This window comes from Capnocytophaga sputigena, from assembly GCF_900446695.1.
In the GTDB taxonomy this organism is placed as follows: Bacteria; Bacteroidota; Bacteroidia; order Flavobacteriales; family Flavobacteriaceae; genus Capnocytophaga; species Capnocytophaga sputigena.
Genome location: NZ_UAVP01000010.1, coordinates 112,278 through 134,265, shown reverse-complemented (window position 1 = coordinate 134,265; position 21,988 = coordinate 112,278). Strand labels below are relative to the sequence as shown.

Genomic DNA, 21,988 nt, shown 5'->3' with positions numbered 1-21,988 from the left:
TCTGTTATTTTTTCTTTTTAAGAAGTTTTATAAAAGTTGTTGAATTAATAATCGTATAAAAAAATACTTTATTATCGCAAACTGATAATTATCATAGTTTCATTTTCTTTTAAACACTTACATTTGCCGCCTAATTTAATCTTTTTATAAATAAACTAATTATTAATGAATTCTACAACCTCTTTGCGTACTTCGCATTTTGTGCTTACGCTCAACACTTTAGCTTTTACTATTTGTTTTGCCTGCTGGACACTAAACGGTGTTTTGGTAACTTATTTAGTAGATAATGGTATCTTCAATTGGAGTGTAGTACAAACAGGCTGGCTCTTAGGATTGCCTATCCTTTCAGGTTCTATCTTCCGCCCTTTGATGGGGATGCTCACCGATAAATACGGAGGGAAACCCGTATTTAGTACATTGCTTATCTTCTGTGCTATCCCATTCTTCTTGATGTACTTCGTAAATTCATATTGGATGTACTTCATTTTGAGTATTCTTTTTGGTATGGTGGGAACAGGTTTTGCTGTAGGGATTGCTTTTACCTCAGTATGGTATCCTAAAAACTGGCAAGGTCGTGCACTCGGTATTTTCGGTATGGGAAATGCAGGGGCAGCTCTTACTACTTTTTTAGCACCTACCCTACTTAAATGGCTCACTAACAACAATGAGAACTTAGATGGATGGCGTTGGCTACCTATAATCTACGGGTGTGTAATTTTATTAATGGGCTTGATATTTTTGTTCTTTACCAAAAATAAAAAAGCTGCACAAGCACCTAAATCAATGCACGAAATGATCACTCCGCTCAAATCTACTCGTGTATGGCGTTTTGGGTTGTACTATTTCTTAGTATTCGGTTTGTTTGTAGCCTTCTCACAATGGCTATTACCTTACTATATCAACGTATACAGCACAACCTTGATATTAGGAGGTATGCTTGCTTCAGCCTTTAGCTTGCCCAGTGGGGTGATTAGAGCACTTGGAGGTTACTTATCCGATAAATTTGGTGCGCGTGCCGTAATGCACTGGGTATTACTTTCTTCTCTTATCATAGGAGGGCTCTTGATGTTGCCTAAAATGGAAATTCTTACTCCAGGAAAAGGAGTAGCAGCCAAGAAAAATACTACTGTTGAAAAAGTAGAAGAAAATGCTATTACCCTTGCTACAGGTGAAGTGATACAACTTACAGAAAAACCTGAAATTAAAGATGGTAACTACATTTTCCCAAAAAGTTATTCGTGGCAAGAAGCCCTCGTGAAAGAGAACCAACAAGTGAAGAAAAAAGAAGTGCTTGCCCAAGGACAAACGCTCATTAAATTTGAAGCACACTTGTGGGTATATACTATTTTGGTAATCCTCATTGGTATTATGTGGGGTATTGGAAAAGCAGCGGTATACAAATACATTCCTGAATATTTTCCTAATGAAGTAGGTATTGTAGGAGGTATGGTAGGACTCATCGGTGGATTAGGAGGTTTTATAGGACCTATCCTCTTTGGGTATCTTCTTGACTTTACAGGTTTATGGACAAGCTCTTGGATTTTTGTATTCCTCACTTCTGCTGTCTGTCTCTACTGGATGCACCGCACTATCAATAAACTAAACAAAAAAGCAGCCCCAGAGTTGCGAGATAAAATTGAATAATTAGCAATTGACTAATTGACAAATCAACAAATTGACAAATTAATAAAAATGAGTAAATGGTTATCACAATGGGAGCCTGAAAACGAACAGTTTTGGCATTCCACAGGAAAAAAAATAGCGAATAGAACGCTTACAATTACTACTATCGCGCTTACAATGTCGTTTGCGTGCTGGTTTCTATACAGTGCCGTAGTGGTACAATTACCTAAAATTGGGTTTCATTTCACTGATGACCAATTGTTTTGGTTGGCAGCGATGCCTGGTTTAGCAGGAGGGCTTTTGCGTATCCTCAACACTTTCTTGATTCCTATCTTCGGAACACAAAAAGTAGTATCTATCAGTGCTTTATTAAAGATTATCCCTTTATTGATGTTAGGTTTTGCCGTAATGGATCCTTCATCATCTTATAGCTATTTTATGCTAATAGGATTCTTGCTCGGTATAGGAGGTGGTGACTTCTCATCCTACATGCCTTCTACTTCTTTATTTTTCCCTAAACGCCTATCAGGTACCGCTTTAGGTATTCAAGCAGGGGTAGGAAACTTTGGGGTGAGTTTGGTACAATTGCTTTCTCCTATCGTCATCAGCCTTAGTATTTTTTCCTTCTTAGGAGGAGGAGAAACAGTGATAGCAACTGGCAAAACTATCTTTTTAGAGAACGTAGCCTTCATCTATGTGATTCCGTTATTTCTTGTAGGTATATGGGCTTGGGTATCATTGAAGAGTATCCCTGTAAAAGCCTCTTTTAAAGAGCAGTTGGATATTTTTGGTGATAAACACACTTGGTATTGCACTGTCACTTATATTATGACTTTTGGGATTTTCGCAGGACTTTCAGCGGCTTTCCCATTGATGATTAAAAATATGTATGTGCCTTTGGATAATACTCTCGAGCCTTTGCATTACGCTTTCTATGGACCTCTAATTAGTTCGGCAATGCGTGTGCTTTTTGGTAAAATAGCTGATAAATTTGGAGGGGCTATCCTCACCCATATCACTGGTATTGCAATGGCGATTCTCTTTGCTATACTTATCTTGGGAGGTTATCTTACCCCTACTTCAGCAGACCAGTTCCCGATGTTCTTCACTATCATTATGGTGATTTTCTTCTTTACAGGAGTAGGTAATGCTGCTACTTTCAAGCAATACCCTACTATTTTTGCTGCTTCACCACGTAAATCAGCAGGAGTAATAGGATGGACAGCTGCAGTAGCTGCTTTTGGTCCTTTTATCTTCAATATAATGATTCCTCAATCACGTGCTTGGTTTGGTAATTCGGAACCTTTCTTTTGGTGTGTATTTGCTTTATGCGTGATTGCAACGTGGATAAATTGGTACTTCTATACCCGTAAAGGTTGTGAGAGACCAAGTTAAATAAATTGTTAAAAAAGAGGTAATAACCTTATATTACAATAACTTACATAAAACAAGTGAATTACGAATGATTCTAAATTACTGGAAATATTTGTAATTCACTTTTTTAGTCGTATTTTTGTCCCCTAGAGTAAAACAAAATTTATGTTCCGTATTTTTACTAAAATAAACAAAAAGGCATTTCGCAATGCTATTATTGCTACTTTAGGAGTAATAGCTATTACCGTGATAGGCTCTGTAAACTTGCAGAACTACGATGCCGCCCTGATGATATACTTTTTTGGTACCATCAGTATGACCTTTGGGATTGCTTACCGTCACTCGATATGGTTGCAACGCCCTCCTACCAAAATGTATTGGAAACGCACTTGGCAGCTTTTGCGCAGTAGAAACTATTGGTCTCAGTTGAAGAACTATGGGAAACTGTCGTTCAAGAACTTACTGCTTCAAAAGTTCATTATGCCTCGTGGCAAGATGCGTTGGGTAGGGCACTTCTTATTAGCTGTAGGTTGCTTAATCTCCTTTGGAGTAACCTTTGGGCTTACCTTTGGGTGGATGCACTTCACCTTAGTACCCGGCACTACCGATATGTATGAAACCCACTTTATGGGCTTCACCGTAATGGAGTTCAAACTCGGTACTATTGTAGCTTTATTTCTCTTCCACATCCTTGTTTGGACAGCTATAATGGTTATTATAGGTAGTGCTATAATGATGCACCGTCGTTTCATAGACGAGGGGCAAATGGCTACTCAGTGGTTTGAGCGCGATTGGGTGCCACTTATTCTACTTATCATTGTATCAGTAACCGGTTTAGGTATTTGGTTTGACTATTCATTTTTAGAAGGAAAAATGAGTCAATTTATGGCTATTACCCACGCTATCACTGTAGCGATGTTTTTAATGTGGATTCCTTTTGGTAAATTCTTCCATATCTTCCAGCGTCCTGCTCAAATAGGGGCAAATGTATACCGCATAGAAGGTGCTAAAGAAGGAATGCAAGTTTGTCCTCACACTAAAGAAGAATACGCTTGCAAAATGCAGATTAACGATCTTAAAGAAGTAACCAAAGAGCTCGGTTTCAAATTAGAAAACGAAAAGGGAATGAGCTATTTGGAGTACAGCCCTGAAGGCAAACGCTGTATGCTTGCCAAAGCACACCTCAAAGCCCGTGAAGAAGCGGGTAGTTTCTTCGGTTAATTCCTAATATCACTAATTTTAAAAGAAAACACTAAAAGATTATGGCAACGTTACCCGTATCCGTAGATGAAATTATAGCTAAATGGGGACCTCATAAACACTATATGACCAAAGAGAGCGCTAGAGCACGTGCCTCTCAAACCGCTGATGAATTTGTAAAAACACACTGTTGTTTTTGTGGATTACAATGCGGCATTAAGCTAAAAGTAAAAGATAAAAAAGTAGTAGGTTTTGAACCTTGGCGTGAGTTCCCTTTTAATGAGGGTCGTCTTTGCCCAAAAGGGGTTCAACGTTATATGCAAGACAACCACCCCGACCGCCTATTGCAACCTATTAAACGCGTAGAAGGCGTGGGATTTGTACCCATTGAATGGGAAGAAGCCTATAGCACTGTAGTGAGCGAAATCAAGCGTATCCAAGAACAATATGGCAGAAACGCTTTTGCAATGCTTTCAGGCGTATCACTTTCTACTGAAAAGAGTTATTTGGTAGGAAAATTTGCCCGTGTAGCTCTTAAAACAGCCAACTTAGATTACAACGGACGCTTGTGTATGGTAAGTGCTGGGGCTGGTAACAAAAAGGCTTTCGGGATGGACAGATCGTCTAACTCATGGGCAGACCTCGCTCACGCTGAAGTGATTATTATAACAGGGGCTAATATCTCCGAATGTTTCCCTGTACTTACTTATCGTATATGGGAAGCCCGCGACAACGGGGCAAAAATCATAGTAATCGACCCACGTGTGATTCCGTTAGCTCGTACTGCCGATGTACACCTTCCGTTGCGTTCAGGTACCGATACTGCGTTGATGAGCACTATGCTAAAAGTGCTTATTGACAACGATTGGTTAGACCACGATTTTATTGATAACTATACCTCTGGCTGGGAAGAAACTGCTAAAACAGTAGAACACTGCACACTTGAATGGGGTGAAGAAATTACAGGAGTACCTAAAGAGCTCATCTACAAGGCTGCTGAGATGTGGGGAAAAGCTAAAACTTCATTCCTCGTACACGCTCGCGGTATTGAGCAACACCGCAAAGGGGTACTCAACGTATTGAGTTGTATCAACTTAGTGTTGGCTACAGGTCGTATTGGAAAACCTTACTGTGGCTATGGTACTATCACAGGGCAAGGTAACGGACAAGGAGGTCGTGAGCACGGACACAAGTGCGACCAGCTTCCTGGTAACCGCGACATCGAAAACCCTGAACACCGCCAGATAGTAGCCGATTTCTGGGGTATCCCTGAATCAGAACTACCGCGTAAAGGACTCAGTGCTTACGAGATTATTGATGCTATCAACAAAGGTGAAATCAAAGGGTTACTCTCTATCTGCTTCAACCCTATCATCTCTTTACCTAATAACAAATACGTAAAAAGTGCCTTAGAAAAACTCGAATTTTATGCAGGTATTGATTTCTTCCTCTCAGAAACATTGCGTCACGCTAACATCGTATTAGCGGGCTCTTTGCAAGAAGAAGAAGAAGGTACTACCACTACTTCAGAAGGACGTGTAGTACGTATTTCTGGAGCTGTAAACCCTCCAGGAAAAGCCAAACGCGATATCGAAATTCTTAAAGAATTAGCAAAACGCCTTGGTCAAGAAGATAAGTTTAACTTCCCTACTTCCGAGGATATATTTAATGAAATTCGCCATATTTCGAAAGGTTCGTATGCTGATTACTACGGTATTACTTACGAAAAAGTAGAAAAAAATATGGGGGTTTTCTGGCCCTGCCCAAGTCTTGATCACCCAGGTACACCACGCCTTTGGGAAGATAAGAAATTCAAAACCAATGACGGTAAGGCACACTTCAACCCTACTCCATATCAACCACCAGTAGAAGAACCCGATGCTGATTATCCAGTAGTGCTCACTACAGGGCGTGTGGTAAGTCAGTACCTCAGTGGTACTCAAACCCGCCGTATCGGTAAACTTGTAGATATCTATCCAGAGCCTCTAATGGAAATACACCCTGAATTGGCAGCTAAATACGGCATAGAAGAAGGCGACTTAGTGCGTATCACTACCCGTCGTAACTCAGCTGTATTCCCTGCTAATGTAGTGGAAACTATCCGCAAAGATTCTATTTTTGTACCTTATCACTGGTGAGGGGTAAACTCTATCAATCAGCTTACTGTGGGACTTGAAGGGCTTGACCCTATCTCCAAAATGCCTGAGTTCAAAGTATGTGCCTGCAAAATAGAAAAAACAGGTGAGAAAAAAGCTAAGGACTCAGCTGAATACGCTTATCGCAGTCGTGATGTGCTATTCGCTGAAGGCGATACCCCTATTCCTAACTAAGAGAGTAAATCTAAACTATACAAAAGAGTAAAAACAAAATTCAATGGCAGATCAATTTAAGAAATTCAACGATATGGAGTTCTTCTTGGATATGCAGCGTTGTATAGGCTGTCACTCTTGTGAGATGGCTTGTGCAGAATGCGAAACCAATGGAGAAACCTCAATGATTCATATTCACTATGTAGATAGACGTGAAACTGTGCAAACCACTGTACAGGTGTGTATGCACTGCGATGACCCTATCTGCGCTAATGTGTGTCCCGCCGATGCTATCGTAAAAGATGAATTTGGCATAGTGCACTCCGCTGATGTCTCTAAATGTATCGGCTGTGCGAACTGCGTACTCAGCTGTCCGTTTGGGGTACCTCAAATCCCCGACCAAAATGCGCTTTTGATGATGAAGTGCAATATGTGTTACGATCGTACCAGTGTAGGTTTAAAACCTATGTGTGCTACTGTTTGCCCAAGTGGTGCGCTCACTTTCGATACCAAAGAAAACGTGGCTAAAAAACGCCCTAATAGTACTCCTATTAAGAAGTTTATCTTTGGTGAAGAAGTAGTAACTACTAAAGTAAACCTAATGATGCCTAAGGGCAGTGAAGAAATAAAAGTATTCTAATTTCTAAAAAACAACATTAAACAATGGGAGACGAAAATAAAAACATACCCGATTGGAAAGCTGATTTTCCTATTTCAAAAACAGAAGCAGGCTATGTAGCACGTCGTGACTTTTTGAAAGTGATTACCCTTTTCTCAGGTATTATGGCGGTAGCAAGTGTATTTATTCCTGTGTTCAACTTTTTTCATAAAAGAAAACAAATCAAGGATTATTTTGTGTGCAATACCTCAGAATTGGCAATAGGCGGACAAAAAACATTCTATGTTGATGGTGATCATAGAAACCCTTATATGCTCATTCGCTTAGCTGAGAACGATTGGCGCGTGTACGAACAAAAATGTACTCACTTATCTTGTGCTGTGATTTATGACCACGAGCACCAAATGATAGAGTGCCCTTGCCACCACGGATTTTTTGATGCCAAAGATGGTAAGGTATTACAAGGTCCTCCACCACGCCCACTACCTCAATTGGGTGTGGTAATTAAAGACAACAAAATATTTGTGGAAGATTACACTTATGAAAAGCAAATCAATCACAAAGCACATTCTTAAGTATTTAATAATTAATAATTAACAAATTATGGCAATCAGAAAGAAACCCATATCAAAAGTGACCACACGTGTCAATGATATGTTAGTATTCATTATCGCTATTTACATTTTGCTCACAGGCTTACAAATGTGGCTTTTGTTTGGTAGTATCAACAAAGCCTTGTACTTGTACAACACCGAGATTGATGTAATGCCTTTTGCTACTTGGTCGGCTATTGGTTCAGTAGTGATTTTTGCTTGCTTGCTCTTCTTCCTCCGCTATATCCCACTTATCAAAACGGGTAAACTATTGAAAGGCAACGAAAAAGAGGAAGAATATGAGTACTAATCTAATCGATTCATTCGGACGAAAACATACCTATTTGCGGCTATCCATAACGGATAGCTGCAATTTTCGTTGTTTATACTGTATGCCTGATGAACCTTTCAGCAGTAGTTCTTCTTCTAAACTGATGAGTAGTGATGAAATCTTTGGCATCTCTAAAATTTTCACAGAACAATTCGGTATTTCTAAAATTCGCATTACGGGGGGCGAACCCTTAGTGCGACACGATTTTGCTGAAATTATCGAAAAATTAGCAACCCTTCAGGTCTCCTTAGGAGTTACTACCAATGGGGTATTGTTAGACAAATACTTCTCACTATTGCAACAAAACCAAGTACAACTCTTAAACATCAGTATTGATTCGTTAGACAGCGAGCGCTTCAAGCAGATTACTAAACGCGACCTATTGCCTCAAGTGTGGAACAATATAATGCAGAGTATCAGCTTAGGGTTTAAAGTGAAACTCAATGCAGTGATTATGAAAGGGGTGAATGACGATGAGCTTCTTTCGCTGGCAATGCTCTCTCACAACTATCCTATTGAAATGCGTTTTATAGAGTTTATGCCTTTCTACGGCAATTCTTGGGAAAAAGGCAAAGTGATGCCAATAAACGAAATGCTTCAGGTTATTGAACGAGAATACTCTTGTATCAAGCTCCACGACGACAAACACGATACATCGCGTAAGTACAAACTCTCCGAGGATAGCAAAGGCTGTTTTGGCTTTATCACTACAATGAGCAACGCTTTTTGCGGTGGTTGCAATCGCATAAGGCTCACTTCTGATGGCAAGATGAAAAACTGCCTCTTTGGTGCGGAAGAATTTGATTTACTGAGTCTTTATAGAGCAGGTGAAGATATAGGCAACCTTATAAAAGAAGGCGTATGGCGCAAGCACAAAGAAAAAGGTGGTCAGTTTACTGAGATGAATACTGTTGATAACAGTAAAATTATCAACCGCAGTATGATAAAAATAGGAGGCTGATTTTTTTTGATTAACGAAATGCTTTTTTATACATAACGTAAAAACCACTCTGATATGAAACATCTTTTTAAAACACTTTCCACACTACTATTATTGTTATTCGTTCATACGCACTCATTTGCTGCCGATAAAATTACGGTAGCCGCCGCAGCTAATTTGCGTTACGTATTAGAAGAACTGAAACAACAATACGTAAAATCACACAAAGGCACCCAAATAGATATCGTTTTTGGTGCCTCGGGTACACTTACTCAACAAATAGTGAATGGCGCTAACTTTGACCTCTTTTTAGCGGCTAATACTAATTTTCCTGAAGAAGTAATCAATCAAGGTTTTGGTCACGGCAAATCGGTGGTGTATTGCTATGGCAAAGTTGCTTTTTGGAGTATGACTCTCAATGTAAAAAAAGGGATTAAAGCTACTTTAGAGAATCCCAAAGTAACCCGTATAGCCATTGCAAATCCTAAATTAGCTCCTTACGGCAAAAATGCGGTAGAAACCTTGCAAAAATTAGGTTTATACAAAAATATCGAATCTAAAATAGTATGGGGCGAGAATATCAATCAAACAGCACATTTTGTCTCTACGGGCAATGCCCAAGTGGGATTTGTAGCGCTTTCTACTATTTTAGCGCCTGAAATGAAAGGTAAGCAAGGTAATTATTATGTGCTAAATAATGAAGAATGCGCCCCTATTGCACAAGCAGGGGTAGTCATCAAAAATAAAAATACAGTTCTTGCACAAGCCTTTTTAGATTATTTGCTAAGTGACAAAGCAAAACCTATTTGGAAAAAACACGGTTACGAATTAAAATAATGGAAGAATTTGTAAAAACCTTATTACTAACGGGTAAAATGGCAGTAATCACTACTGCCGTTTTATTCGTTTTTAGTTTGCCTATCGCTTATTGGTTAGCTTATAGCAAGTTTAAGGGGAAAGTGATATTCGAGGCTTTGGTATGTATGCCTATGGTGCTCCCACCTACCGTATTAGGTTATTATTTTCTATTGCTCATCAGCCCTACACGAGGGTTTGGAAAGTTTTTAAACGAAACCTTTAATATTCAACTCGCTTTCACTTTCGAGGGGATTGTAATAGCTAGTATCATCGCCAATCTACCTTTTATGATTCAGCCTCTGCAAAACGGCTTCTCTGCTTTACCCAAAAGTTTCAAAGAGGCGGCTTACACCTTAGGCAAAAGCCGATGGACAACCTTCTGGCGAGTGTTATTACCTAATATCAAACCTTCTATCATCACAGGGTTAGCTCTCACCTTTGCCCATTGTATTGGCGAGTTTGGCATTGTACTGATGATTGGCGGTAGCATTCCTCACGAAACTAAAGTAGCTTCTATCGAACTCTACGACCAAGTGCAAGCTCTCAATTATGATCTTGCTAACCAATATGCTCTAATACTATTTGCTATTTCGTTTATCTTGCTGATGATTATTTTCAGCATCAATAAAAAGAAAACACTCTTCTAATGATTACAATTGATATATCTCATACACTCTACACTTCCAACGGCATCACCGATTTATTGATACAAAAAACGTTTCACGAAGGCGATTTAGTATTCTTATCGGGAGCTTCAGGGATAGGTAAAACTACTTTTTTTCGTATCTTGGCAGGATTGGTAAAACCCGATTACGGCTACCTCCGCATAGGTGATAAAATATTACTACGCACTGAAAAAGACATCAATCTGCCACCTCAACAGCGCGATATTGCCCTAATGTTTCAAGATTATGCGCTCTTCCCTAATATGACTGTTTGGGAAAACATCGCCTTTGCCCAAAAAGAAAAAGACCCTACTTATATCACCCGCTTGTTAGACGCTTTTCAAATAACGACTCTCAAAGACCGAAAAGTAACACAACTATCGGGGGGACAGCAACAACGGGTGGCTTTAGCGCGTACTTTGGCTCAAAAGGCTTCCATTACTTTGCTTGATGAACCTCTCTCATCGGTAGATGCTACAATGAAAGCCCTGATGAAACAAGAAATTCTCAATTTCCACAAAGAGACCCAAAGCACCGTGTTTGTTATCAGTCATCAACCTGAAGATTTTCAGGCAGAAGCCGATACTATTATAACATTATAAACATCTTCCTAAACTTTAAGAGGAATATCTAAAGGAATAATCTGTTTTTTTGAGAGGATTTCTACGTATTGTCCTACAGTGAAAAGCATAGGGCGCTTCATATCTATAGCGCGAAGTGTTTGTTCTACTTTTGCCAGAGTAGTCATTACTGAGGTTTGATCTTTTGCCGAAATGCGTGAGGTTACAGCTACAGGCATATCTGCTGAAACTCCTGCCGATGTGATAATTGTTACTATTTCGGCTATACAATCGGTGTTGGCAAAGTAGATGTGAATGGTACTACCGTATTTCAAGGTATTTGCCAATTCTTTCAGCAGTTGATGATTCTTCTCATTGTTGTGATACACAAAATTTACCGATACATCACTTTCTTCCATTTCGGTAGTAGGTATCGCAAAAATATTAATAGCAGCACACGATGCTGTAATCCCTGGTATCATAACAAAGTCAATTCCATTAGCTTTTAAGGCACGCGCTTCTTTTCCTCCTCCGTTGAACATCAGGGCATCACCAGGTTTTAAGCGACATACTTTCTTCCCCATATCATAATGCTTTTTCATTTCATTGAGCATTGCTGTGGGATCTATCTTCTTATCAATAGCTTTAATTTCAGCTTTGAAGTTAAATTCTTTTAGCAAACTGTCGTCGGGCATACAATCAAACAGGATGACATCAGCCTCATCAAGGGCTTTTTTAGCTGCCAAAGTAAGTAGTTGTGGGTTGCCTGGTCCCATACCGATAATTGTAATAGGGTATTTCATTTTTTCAATATTTTAATGGTTTAAAGTATAGGGGAAACACACTTTGCGCCCCTCTATATCAATGATTTTCATATCTATATCATAAAGACTTTTCAAAAGTGCTTCACTCATCACCTCCTCAGGAGTGCCCGTTACAGCAAGTCTTCCGTTTTTCACTACCGTAACCTTAGAATTGCACAAAAAAACGTGGTCGGGGTTGTGAGTAGAGAGCACAATGCCTATATGTTTGTTCTGCAATGATTTAATCTGCTGAATTACTTTTATTTGGTTACCAAAATCAAGTGCCGAAGTAGGCTCATCCATCACGATATACTCAGGTTCTTGTGTGAGGGCGCGTGCGATAATGGTGAGCTGTTGTTCCCCACCACTCATCTGCGAAAACACTTTGTCTTTCAGCGATAGAATACCTATTTGAGCCATTGTTTCAGTAGCAATTTCTTTATCTTTTTTAGAGGGAAATCCAAAATAGGGCAAGTGTGGCGTACGCCCAAAGAGCACCACTTCAAAGGCGGTAAAACTAAAGTCAATCTTCCGCGCTTGGGGAATATAGGCTATTTTCTTAGCATTTTCTTGTTTTTTGCTGAAATCAAAAGGTTGGTCGTCCAATAATATCTCTCCAGATAACTTCGGCAAAAGTCCTAATAAGGTTTTGAAAAGGGTTGTTTTTCCTGAACCATTTTTGCCCAATACGCACAGTATTTCTCCTTTGTTCACCGATAGATTTACATCGCTGAGCACTGGGTTTTGGTAGCCTATCGTTAGATTATTAGTGATTATTCCCATAAGTTGCGTTTGCTTTTTACCGATTTTAACACAAAGAAAAAGATAGGAGCTCCTATGATAGAGGCAATGATGCCCAAGGGGATTTCTAAGGCTGAAATAGTGCGTGAGAGTAGGTCGATGAGCAGTAAGAACATTCCTCCTAAAATAAATGCCGATGGTAGCAACCAGCGGTTATCCGAGCCTATGAGAAAACGCGCAATATGAGGCACTACCAGCCCTATCCAGCCTATGAGTCCCGTGATTGAAACTACGGTAGCGGTGAGCAATGTCGCCGATAAAATAACAATAAATCGCAATCGCGATACTTGCACCCCCATACTGCTGGCTTCATCTTCACCAAACGACAGCACATTCAGTTTCCACGACGAGAGGTAAAGCGGAATGATAGCCAATAGCACGATAGGGGCGACTATCATTATTTGTTCATTGGTGATATTGGTAAGACTTCCCATCAGCCAAAAAGTGATATCGGGGAGTTTGTATTCGGCATCGGCAAGGTATTTGGTTAGCGAGATAAAAGCCCCAAACATAGAGCCTGTGATAATACCCGAAAGCAAGAGTACCAGTGTTTGGTTGTGCAACTTGCTGATACTTCGGCTCAAGGCTAAAGCTATGAATACAGCGGTTAAACCAAATGCAAAAGCCGAAAGCTGTATGCCCAGCATACTTAGCGAAAAGAGTATGGCTACTGAGGCTCCAAATCCTGCTCCTGAACTCACTCCTAATATATCGGGACTAATCAGTGGGTTTTTGAACATTCCTTGATAGGCTACCCCTGATACTGCCAAGGCGCCACCTACCAATACAGCCCCCAGCACACGCGGTAAGCGCACTTCTAAAAGTAGCAAAGCGGTGTGTTCATCAACGGCTGCTTTAGAGAAGATAAATTTTATAATGTCGCCAATAGGCAGAGGATATCGCCCTACACTCAGCGCTATCAAGCAAAGCCCTATCAGGCATAATAACTGAATGACCAACAGAGCGTTGCGTTTATGTAATGTTTTTAAAATCATTATTCAAATCTATTGTCTGATTTTAGAATTTCAGAAGTGAACTTTTTGCCCTCTAACCAGCCATTGCGCACTTCTGTACGATCATCAAAATAAGAATAATAGGGTTTGATATCCAATAACGGACTTCCATTGAGCATATCTACTCCGCAAAAATAAATCGTATTCCCTTCAATACGTTCTAAATTAACAATTGACATACCAATGCGGTTAGGGCGTTTAGGCGAACGCGTTGCAAAAACTCCGTGAGATACAGTATCCATAAAGGGCACTACCTCCAGCGCATAGCCCTCTACCTTGTGAAGCAAAAAGAGAAGAATGATATGTGAGAAGCCTTCTAAATCTTTTAATCCTTTCGCAAATTCCTCATAAATAATAGCTTTCCCTTGCGTATGAGCTACTACTGAAGGCTGTATAGGCATATTGGCAACTGCTTCAAAAGGTGTTTCAAGATACCCTATAGGAGTGATTGTAATGTTCATAAGTAAAAAATAAAGTGCAAAGATAATAGTTTTGTCAAAAAAAACATAACGAATTTTCTAAAATATAATATAGAGTTCGTTTTTTTTCGTACATTTGTGCCGTGAATAAAGCAATAACTATGAATGATGTAGTGCTTCAAGGAAGTATTACCAAATATGTAAAACGATTACTATTAGATAAAATAATTGATGATACTCCTCTACAAGCTCCTAAAGGCAGTGTGATTTTTAAAGAAAATGAGCATATAAAAGGTGTGTTTTACTTAATAGAAGGCGTTTGTAAAACGAGTAAATTGAGCCCAACAGGCAAAAATCACATCATCCGATTGACGAAAAAAGGAGAACTTCTCGGGCTGCGCAGCGTAATGAGCCAAAATACTACTAACCTGATGGCTACTGCTCTCACCGATGTACAATACTATATAATCCCAAAAGAATACATTCTCTCTGCATTTAGCGAAAACCCCTCTTTTGTAATGGAACTTGCTAAAATAGTGAGTGATGAGTTGAGAAAATCGGATAATCAAATAGTGGATATGGTGCATAAGCGTGTGAAACAGCGTTTAGCCGAAACCTTATGTTTGTTAGAAAACACTTTTGGCACTGATGCGCAAGGTTATATTGCTTCTCCTTTGGTGCGTGAAGAAATTGCTAACTTGGTGGGCACCGCTACCGAGTCGCTTATTCGCACCCTTTCTGATTTTGCCAAAGATGGCATTGTAGAACTCAAAGGCAAACACATCAGGATTGCCAACCGCAACCTTTTAAAGAAAATACACGGATAGAATGACGCGTTATACTCGACAAATACAACTCATTGGAAGTGAGAACCAAGCTAAATTACACCGCGCCAGAGTGTTGGTTGTAGGGGTAGGAGGCTTGGGTTGCCCTGTGCTGGAACTGCTTTGCTCGGCGGGGATAGGCACGCTGGGTTTGGTAGATTTTGACAAGGTGGAGCTTCACAACTTGCACCGCCAGTTTCTGTTTGCCGAAAAAGATGTGCAACAACTGAAAACAGCAGTTGCTGTAGAGCGACTGCAAGCGCGCAACAGTGACACTATTTTCAGAACATATCCTTATAGCCTTAGCACTCAGAATGTATTTGCTATTATCGATGGCTATGATATAGTGGTGGATTGCACTGACAATTTTACAGTGCGCTATCTGCTATCGGACGCTTGTGCTATTATGGGTACCCCCTTAGTATATGGAGCGCTGTATCACTACGAAGGGCAGGTGAGTGTGTTCAACGTTAAGAAAGATGGTTATACGACTACTTACCGCGACCTCTTCCCTACCCCACCGCAACCTGAGGAAGTACCGACGTGCAATGAGGCGGGTATCTTACCCACCGTTTCATCGATGATAGGGCATTTGCAAGCCAATGAGGTACTGAAACTGCTCTTAGGCAAGGTAGATGATTGCCTTGTGCATACCCTTCTGTTATTCAATACACAAACTTATCAACTTACTAAAATCAAATATTGTAAAATGAATACTTCATCCCCACAAACCCCTAAAGAAGTAGAGGGGTATAACTATCCTGCTTTTTGTCATCAAACAGAAGGCGAAGAACTTCACAGCGTAGAGGATTTGCAAGCGTTTTTGGCACAAGAAAACAGTGTGTTAGTAGATGTGCGCGAAGCTGATGAAATGCCTAAAATCAACTTGTTTAAGGCATTGGAATTGCCTCTTTCTGAACTTCCTACGCAATGGGAGCAACTGAAAACATACGACCATATTTGCTTTGTGTGTGTAGCGGGCGTACGCAGTATGAAGGCGCTCCGTTTTGCCAAAGAAGTATTGGCTGAGAAAGATTTGAAGAGTTTTAAACTTGGGTTTTCTTCTTTAGTAAAATAAAAATTAAAGTATCAAAGTATTTTCATATATTTGCACTCTGAAAATTAATGTATTATGGAATTATTTAAGGGACAAAGCCCCTTAGAGTTTACTGAACGCTTTAAAACAGACTTAGATTGCGAAGAATATCTAGCTTCTTTAAAGTGGGAAAAAGGGTATTGTTGCCGTAAATGTGGACATACAAAATACCAAGTTCGCAAAGATCTTTCACGTACTTGTAATATCTGTGGAGATACAGAAAGTCCTACAGCTGGAACACTATTTCATAGACTAAAATTTGGGTTACGTAAAGCATTTTTTATATGTTTTGAAATGACAACTACAACTAAAGGGTTATCAGCCTCACAAGTTGCTCGCCGTTATGAAATTAGTCGACAAACAGCACATTATTTTATGCAAAAAGTCCGTGAAGCTATGAAACAAAATGAATGATAGCGTTTAGGTTGATGAATTTACCATAGGAGGAAAAGAGGAAGGAAATACACCAAGAAAAGTCTTGGATACGAGGTATATATTCTTGGGTTTCAGAATTTAACATAGACCGCTATTTAGCGGAATACAGTTTTAGAATCAATCACTCACAGAGCAAAGAGACTATCTTTAACAAATTAATGAAAAGAATTGTAGAGCGTTCTCCCGTTTCCCAAAGTCAATTAGTATGTAGCTAAATAGACACCTCAAAAAATATTTAATCCACGAAGGATTTTCGTATGAATTTAAATTATAACTTATGAAAAAAATACATTTATTAACTATAATTATTTTAACATTTTTAAGTTGTAAAGAAATAATAAAAATGGAAAAAATAGCAAATTTATATAAAGAAGTTAAATATCATGAGCAAGCTATTAGTTATCAAGCAGAGTATTTTATAGGAGGTTGTAATTTTGAAATACTAATTAATGGCTTCCCTATTGAGAGATATTATGGATTGGGAAATGGTGCCTTAAGCGCAAGTGTCCCCATAAATACAGAAATTTTAAAGAGTGGTTTACAATCTTGGAAAATTAGAATTTTTCCTATACACATCAATGGAATTCCACAAAAAATGATAGAAGGAGGGGCAAGAGTCCAATTAAAAATACAAGCTATTCGTTTTAAAGATAATGGAGATATTGAAAAGATTTCTACACCTGTGATAGATTTCGAAGTTCCACTAAAAAAAGAAAAAGAAACAGGAAAAAATATATTTGTAGATATGGGAAAACCTTATGTAGAATATTGTGGAACATTTCAGGCTAATGTCCCATATCAATTAAAAGGATGGCAAGATGGAGAAAAATTTGATTTATCTGATAGCTTAAATCTAAAAAAAGAAGTTCTAAACAAGTTTAATGAACTTAGAAATATGATTATCAATAAAGAAGAAAATAAATTTGAAGAGAGTATTTTATATAAAGAAAAAGAAGTAGCTCAAGCTTTATTTATGACAGAAAAAGAAAGTAAGGATATTGCAAAATTTTATACAGCTGCATTTGATGGAACTCTACAGAATTTTAATATGACTTCAATTGATAATGAAGAGTTGGTTTATTATTGTGAAGATAGAGTAGTCACATTATTATTTACAGCAATGAAATGTCCTCGTTGTAAAGGAGAGCCTGTACTAGTAGGAAGATATGAAGAGGAAAATAGAAAAAAAGTAAGAATCTTCCCTATATATTTATATCGCCCAAAAGGTAAAAAAGAATTAGAAGTTATAAGATAAATGAAAGGCACTTACTACAAAACCCCCATAGACTTCAAGGCACTGATAGAGAAGCGCGACCTTGCCAAGACCACCTTAGAGACCTTCATTGACCAGCAACTCTTCCTACTGGCTACCACAGCTTGGGGAGAGTGCAAGTTTGATGAATTTTCCATAGGAGGAAAAGAGGAAGGAAAACAAGGTAGAAGCTATGACACAAAGAAAAAGAAAGTTCTTTGTGCAATGGAACTTACTGACCGAGGCAAAGTAAAGCGCTTTTACGCACTAAAAATACCTGATTTTTCCTCAAAATCATTACGAACAATATTTGACAAACATATTAGTAAAACAGCACAAGTTACTACTGACCAGTGGAAAGGATATAAACCTATAAAAGACTTTAATATAACTCAAATTTCTAGTAATGATGGGAAGAATTTTCCTACATTACATAAGGTAATACATCAAGTAAAGTCTTGGATACGAGGTATATATTCTTGGGTTTCAGAGTTTAATATAGACCGCTATTTAGCTGAGTATAGTTTTAGAATTAATCGTTCACAAAATAAAGATACTATCTTTAACAAATTAATGAAAAGAATTGTAGAACCTTCTCCCGTTTCCCAAAGTCAATTAGTATGTAGCTAAATAGACACCTCAAAATAAAAAAATCATCATTATGAAAAATATCTTTAAACAAGGGGCGCTCTCCCCTACTCTTGTGGCTGAGAGTATTGCTAAACATCAAGTAAAAACGCAGATTGGTGGGCATAGCATCTTTTTAGGTCAGGTGCGTGCTGATGTGATAGACGGCAAAACGGTGTCGGCTATTGAGTTTACGGCTTATGAGGCAATGGCGAATGAGAAAGCTGCTGAGATACGCGAGGAAATAATAGTAAAATACGGTTTGTCGTGTGCGCATATCCACCATTCACTTGGAGAGATAAAGTCAGGTGAATTGTGTTTTTTTGTCTTTACCTCAGCGCCCCATCGCAAGGCAGCTATACAGGCTTGTGATGAGATGGTAGACCGCATCAAGAAAGAAGTGCCTATCTTTGGGAAAGAACTCTTTGAAGAAGGTGGGCATCAATGGAAGGAAAACAAGTAACAATTAATAATTAACAATTAACAATTAATAAAGTGGTAAACATTACTCATAAAAGTAATACCCTGCGGCAAGCGATTGCGACTGCAGTGGTGGCAGTAAGTTCGGAAGCGACGATTGCTGCTATAAAAAATAACCAAGTGCCTAAAGGCAATGTGTTTGAAATGAGCAAAACAGCGGGACTTTTCGCTGCTAAACGCACTAGCGATATGATTCCTGACTGCCACCCACTGCCCATTGAATATACACATATCAGTTTTGAGGTAAAGGAATTGGAAATTCATATTTTTGTAGAAGTACACACTATCTACAAAACAGGTGTGGAAGTGGAAGCGATGCACGCCGCCTCGGTAGTAGCTCTTACGCTCTATGATATGCTAAAACCTATCGACAAGGGAATTGAAATTCGCAATATCCGTTTGGTTGAGAAGAAAGGAGGCAAAACAGACTACAAGGAGGCTGCTGAAGGACTTACCGCAGCAGTGATTGTATGCTCCGACAGTATTTTTGCGGGCAAGAAAGAAGACAAAGCAGGCAAAGCAATTATAACGCATTTAGAGCGTTATGCCATTCCTGCTACTTATACTATTATCGCTGATGAAATAGCTGATATACAAAGTAACATAAAAAAAGCGGTAGACGCGGGTACTTCTTTGGTACTTATCACAGGAGGTACAGGGCTCTCACCTCGCGATGTTACTCCAGAAGCTGTACGCCCACTATTAGACCGCGAAATCGACGGTATTGCAGAAACTTTGCGAAATTACGGACAAGACCGTACGCCTTATGCTATGCTTTCACGCAGTGTGGCGGGGACTATAGGCAATACTTTGGTGATAGCTCTTCCAGGATCTACCAAAGGTGCAAGTGAGTCGATGGATGCTCTTTTCCCTGCAGTATTACATATTTTTAAAGTATTGAAGGGGGGGAGACACGAATAGTTAATGATTAATGGTGAAGTGATATTAAACATTAACCTCCTGAATAGGGTGGTAATAGTGCCAATTGAGCATCGGGGGGGATTGTTGCCTCATCGGGGGCTTTTTGGTTATTGACCACCACAAAGTACGTCATTGTACTGAGGGCAGGAAAGGCTGTATGTAGCTGGGCTTTTAGTTCGGCTACTGTTTTTTTAGTGAAGTCGGTGGTGTAGGTATTGGTACCTAAGATTTCGGTTAGTTTACCGAATACTTGAATTGTTATCATTGTTATTTGTTTGTAATATAGGGTTGTGCGCTTATGATGTCTCGGGTTTCTATGTAATCCATATCATAATGATAGAATTTCTTGAAGAACTCTTGGGTGATAGGCACTAAATCGGCTTTGAAATAATTAGGATAGGTAAGGCTTGCAAGCCATATACTACCCATCACACGACCGAGCCCAGGGGGACGGTCGATCCAGCCAAAAGGACGCCAAGGCACTTGGTACACTTGATTTTCTTTTACGGCACGCAATTGTTGCCATATCTTCTCTTGGCGAATGGCTTTATAACTGTACAAATCATCAAAATTACCAGACCATACTAATATCATATCGGGATTCCAATTGTATATCTGCTCGATAGAAACATTAGTTTTCCCTTTGCCAGGGAGGAGTTCTACCTCGGCGATATTCTTCCCACCTGTATAATTAATAAGGTAGCTGTGCAATGAGGTAGGGGGCTCAGTTTGCAGTCCGTTCATACCCTCGGCATAGTAGATAGTTTTGCGTTCATTCGCGGGGATGGTAGCTACTATTTTAGGAATAGAATAACAATATTTTTCTATAAAAGCATTCAGCTCTTTAGCTTTTTCTTCTTTATGCAAGAGCGTTCCTAAAAGGCTAATAGCCTCAGTATATTGCTGGAATTCACCACTGAAAAGCACTACGGGATTTTTAGTTTTCTGCTGGAGTGCATTGGCTTTTTCAGTTTCTTTGGCGCGCTCGGTATCGTTTTGCAAGGAAACAGTAAAGAGAATTACATCGGGGTGTAGCTTTATAATTTCTTCGATAGGCGAACCCGTTACATAAGGTTTACCTTCATAGAAGCCTTTTTTGAGGTATTTCTTTTCTGATTCGTTGTAGTTAAAGACTCTATTGACAGGTAACAAGGTATCGAGTGCATAGATGAGATGCACTGATGAACGGTCAATAAAAGCATGGTTTATCTGCTTAGGCACAGAGACTTTGCGCCCTGCCATATCGGTGATAGTTACTTTTTCAGCTGTATTAGCTTGCTTTTTAGGAGTATTGTCGCAAGCTGAAAGGAGGAAAGCGATGAGTATAGGGAATAAATACTTCATTTAATGAATGATAATTTGTTTGAAAGGTGCAAATATAGAAAAAAAATGCTTTAATCGTATATAATACCAATCAAGGGTTAAATTAATTTGTTGATTATAAACCTCCCCCCCTAATTCACTTACTCAGCAATTGCCGACAAGCCTCGAAAGGGGGAGATGCGATGCAAAAGCGATAACATTCTGTTAATCAGTGATTATTATTTTTCAACTCTTGATTCATATATAGACAAAGCCTATTAATAGTCAAACAAAAATAGATTGCTAATAGGCTTACTTTTAAGAGCAATCAACTTTAGCAAAGTGTAGCGATGTAAAATTTACAAACCGAATTTAATTAATTTTTCTTTTTACCACCGCCTTTGTTGCCACCGTTGTTACCATTATTACCTTTGTTGTTGGCTGTGATTACTTTTACACCTATTTCTTTAGTTTGCTGGGTGTAATTATCGGTTATTACTATAGTTGTAGTACCTGTTTCGATGGCTTTGATCTCTACACTCATTTTTTTGAGTGAAGCAGTAGCTACCGATTCATTAAGAGATTTGATACTATAATCACTACTACCTGAAACAATAGTGATACTTGTAGGGGCTACATCTTTATTGCCTTTACCTCCTCCTTTGTTACCACCTTGTCCTTTACCTCCTTGTTTATTGCCACCTTGACCTTTGCCACCACCTTTATTATCTTCTTTTTTAGTAGCCTCGGGGAAGGTTTTTCCTTTTTCGAGTGTAAGGGTTACATTTTTGGTATTTGCCTCATCAGTACTCAATTTGAGAGGAAGATTAGGCAAGGCATTTTCATCGGTTTTTTCGCAAGCTGTAGTTAGGGCTATACTAACAGCCACTAATGATAGGTATTTAAAAAATCTTTTCATTTGATATATAATAGTGTTTAAGAG

24 protein-coding genes and 2 pseudogenes are annotated in these 21,988 nt (G+C 39.0%); 19 read left to right on the top strand and 7 right to left on the bottom strand.

What is annotated here, in order from left to right; translation table 11 throughout:
* Nucleotides 1-165 precede the first annotated feature (165 nt).
* From DR017_RS12030 to DR017_RS11980, 12 genes are all read left to right on the top strand, one after another.
* A complete protein-coding gene (locus DR017_RS12030; protein ID WP_002681027.1) occupies nucleotides 166-1,644 on the top strand; it encodes an MFS transporter in 1,479 nt (492 codons plus the stop codon).
* A 48-nt stretch (nucleotides 1,645-1,692) separates the two neighbouring features.
* Complete coding sequence (locus DR017_RS12025) at nucleotides 1,693-3,018, top strand: MFS transporter (RefSeq protein ID WP_040361637.1); 1,326 nt, start codon at nucleotides 1,693-1,695, stop codon at nucleotides 3,016-3,018.
* 144 nt (nucleotides 3,019-3,162) lie between these two features.
* Nucleotides 3,163-4,218: a hypothetical protein gene (locus DR017_RS12020; protein WP_040361639.1), complete on the top strand. Its 1,056-nt coding sequence runs from the start codon at nucleotides 3,163-3,165 to the stop codon at nucleotides 4,216-4,218.
* A gap of 41 nt (nucleotides 4,219-4,259) precedes the next feature.
* Nucleotides 4,260-6,335, top strand: coding sequence for a molybdopterin oxidoreductase family protein (locus tag DR017_RS12015; protein ID WP_232501558.1), 2,076 nt, complete (start codon nucleotides 4,260-4,262; stop codon nucleotides 6,333-6,335).
* 27 nt (nucleotides 6,336-6,362) lie between these two features.
* Entirely contained in the window at nucleotides 6,363-6,527 is a 165-nt protein-coding gene (locus tag DR017_RS14410) for a hypothetical protein (protein WP_232501559.1), read from the top strand.
* 43 nt (nucleotides 6,528-6,570) lie between these two features.
* Nucleotides 6,571-7,146 carry a 4Fe-4S dicluster domain-containing protein gene (locus tag DR017_RS12010; RefSeq protein ID WP_002681026.1) on the top strand — a complete coding sequence of 192 codons (576 nt, stop codon included), beginning with the start codon at nucleotides 6,571-6,573 and terminating at the stop codon, nucleotides 7,144-7,146.
* 23 nt (nucleotides 7,147-7,169) lie between these two features.
* The gene (locus DR017_RS12005; protein ID WP_002681062.1) at nucleotides 7,170-7,700 is read left to right on the top strand and encodes a QcrA and Rieske domain-containing protein; all 531 of its coding nucleotides are present in this window, start codon (nucleotides 7,170-7,172) and stop codon (nucleotides 7,698-7,700) included.
* A 28-nt stretch (nucleotides 7,701-7,728) separates the two neighbouring features.
* Nucleotides 7,729-8,028, top strand: a complete 300-nt coding sequence (locus tag DR017_RS12000; RefSeq protein WP_040361641.1) for a hypothetical protein — start codon at nucleotides 7,729-7,731, stop codon at nucleotides 8,026-8,028.
* On the top strand, nucleotides 8,018-9,010 hold the full coding sequence (gene moaA / locus DR017_RS11995; RefSeq protein WP_002681002.1) for a GTP 3',8-cyclase MoaA: 993 nt from the start codon (nucleotides 8,018-8,020) through the stop codon (nucleotides 9,008-9,010). The genes DR017_RS12000 and moaA overlap by 11 nt, the downstream gene beginning before the upstream one ends.
* A gap of 54 nt (nucleotides 9,011-9,064) precedes the next feature.
* Nucleotides 9,065-9,826: a molybdate ABC transporter substrate-binding protein gene (modA, locus tag DR017_RS11990; RefSeq protein WP_002681077.1), complete on the top strand. Its 762-nt coding sequence runs from the start codon at nucleotides 9,065-9,067 to the stop codon at nucleotides 9,824-9,826.
* Nucleotides 9,826-10,494, top strand: a complete 669-nt coding sequence (gene modB, locus DR017_RS11985) for a molybdate ABC transporter permease subunit (RefSeq protein WP_002680988.1) — start codon at nucleotides 9,826-9,828, stop codon at nucleotides 10,492-10,494. Before modA ends, modB begins: the two co-directional genes overlap by 1 nt.
* Complete coding sequence (locus DR017_RS11980) at nucleotides 10,494-11,114, top strand: ATP-binding cassette domain-containing protein (protein WP_002681100.1); 621 nt, start codon at nucleotides 10,494-10,496, stop codon at nucleotides 11,112-11,114. The genes modB and DR017_RS11980 overlap by 1 nt, the downstream gene beginning before the upstream one ends.
* 8 nt (nucleotides 11,115-11,122) lie before the next feature.
* Here DR017_RS11980 and DR017_RS11975 read toward each other — a convergent pair whose 3' ends face one another.
* From DR017_RS11975 to tsaA, 4 genes are read right to left on the bottom strand one after another with little or no spacing between them, the layout of a single operon-like run.
* On the bottom strand, nucleotides 11,123-11,875 hold the full coding sequence (locus DR017_RS11975) for an SAM-dependent methyltransferase (RefSeq protein ID WP_002681009.1): 753 nt from the start codon (nucleotides 11,873-11,875) through the stop codon (nucleotides 11,123-11,125).
* Between the two features lie 12 nt (nucleotides 11,876-11,887).
* Nucleotides 11,888-12,658 carry an ABC transporter ATP-binding protein gene (locus tag DR017_RS11970; RefSeq protein ID WP_002681025.1) on the bottom strand — a complete coding sequence of 257 codons (771 nt, stop codon included), beginning with the start codon at nucleotides 12,656-12,658 and terminating at the stop codon, nucleotides 11,888-11,890.
* A complete protein-coding gene (locus DR017_RS11965) occupies nucleotides 12,649-13,671 on the bottom strand; it encodes a FecCD family ABC transporter permease (RefSeq protein ID WP_002681089.1) in 1,023 nt (340 codons plus the stop codon). The genes DR017_RS11970 and DR017_RS11965 overlap by 10 nt, the downstream gene beginning before the upstream one ends.
* Nucleotides 13,671-14,150 (bottom strand): tRNA (N6-threonylcarbamoyladenosine(37)-N6)-methyltransferase TrmO, encoded by a 480-nt coding sequence (tsaA, locus tag DR017_RS11960; RefSeq protein ID WP_002681081.1) that lies wholly within the window; start codon nucleotides 14,148-14,150, stop codon nucleotides 13,671-13,673. The genes DR017_RS11965 and tsaA overlap by 1 nt, the downstream gene beginning before the upstream one ends.
* Before the next feature lie 119 nt (nucleotides 14,151-14,269).
* On the opposite strand from tsaA, the gene DR017_RS11955 reads away from it, so the two are divergent.
* From DR017_RS11955 to moaCB, 7 genes and pseudogenes are all read left to right on the top strand, one after another.
* The gene (locus tag DR017_RS11955; RefSeq protein WP_002681045.1) at nucleotides 14,270-14,935 is read left to right on the top strand and encodes a Crp/Fnr family transcriptional regulator; all 666 of its coding nucleotides are present in this window, start codon (nucleotides 14,270-14,272) and stop codon (nucleotides 14,933-14,935) included.
* Nucleotide 14,936: 1 nt separating this feature from the next.
* On the top strand, nucleotides 14,937-16,010 hold the full coding sequence (locus DR017_RS11950) for a HesA/MoeB/ThiF family protein (RefSeq protein WP_002681084.1): 1,074 nt from the start codon (nucleotides 14,937-14,939) through the stop codon (nucleotides 16,008-16,010).
* A gap of 54 nt (nucleotides 16,011-16,064) precedes the next feature.
* Nucleotides 16,065-16,678, top strand: a pseudogene (locus DR017_RS11945) (hypothetical protein).
* Between the two features lie 62 nt (nucleotides 16,679-16,740).
* On the top strand, nucleotides 16,741-17,718 hold the full coding sequence (locus tag DR017_RS11940; protein WP_232034020.1) for a hypothetical protein: 978 nt from the start codon (nucleotides 16,741-16,743) through the stop codon (nucleotides 17,716-17,718).
* Nucleotides 17,719-17,844: 126 nt separating this feature from the next.
* Nucleotides 17,845-18,345, top strand: a pseudogene (locus DR017_RS11935) (IS1595 family transposase); the annotation flags it as partial.
* A gap of 31 nt (nucleotides 18,346-18,376) precedes the next feature.
* Entirely contained in the window at nucleotides 18,377-18,805 is a 429-nt protein-coding gene (locus DR017_RS11930) for a molybdenum cofactor biosynthesis protein MoaE (RefSeq protein WP_002681006.1), read from the top strand.
* 32 nt (nucleotides 18,806-18,837) lie between these two features.
* A complete protein-coding gene (moaCB, locus tag DR017_RS11925) occupies nucleotides 18,838-19,743 on the top strand; it encodes a bifunctional molybdenum cofactor biosynthesis protein MoaC/MoaB (protein WP_002681030.1) in 906 nt (301 codons plus the stop codon).
* A gap of 31 nt (nucleotides 19,744-19,774) precedes the next feature.
* Here the strand turns inward: moaCB and DR017_RS11920 are convergent, their stop codons facing one another.
* From DR017_RS11920 to DR017_RS11910, 3 genes are all read right to left on the bottom strand, one after another.
* On the bottom strand, nucleotides 19,775-20,008 hold the full coding sequence (locus DR017_RS11920; protein WP_002680999.1) for a MoaD/ThiS family protein: 234 nt from the start codon (nucleotides 20,006-20,008) through the stop codon (nucleotides 19,775-19,777).
* A gap of 2 nt (nucleotides 20,009-20,010) precedes the next feature.
* The gene (locus tag DR017_RS11915; RefSeq protein ID WP_002681073.1) at nucleotides 20,011-21,087 is read right to left on the bottom strand and encodes an ABC transporter substrate-binding protein; all 1,077 of its coding nucleotides are present in this window, start codon (nucleotides 21,085-21,087) and stop codon (nucleotides 20,011-20,013) included.
* Nucleotides 21,088-21,421: 334 nt separating this feature from the next.
* On the bottom strand, nucleotides 21,422-21,964 hold the full coding sequence (locus tag DR017_RS11910; protein ID WP_002681028.1) for a hypothetical protein: 543 nt from the start codon (nucleotides 21,962-21,964) through the stop codon (nucleotides 21,422-21,424).
* Between the last annotated feature and the right edge of the window lie 24 nt (nucleotides 21,965-21,988).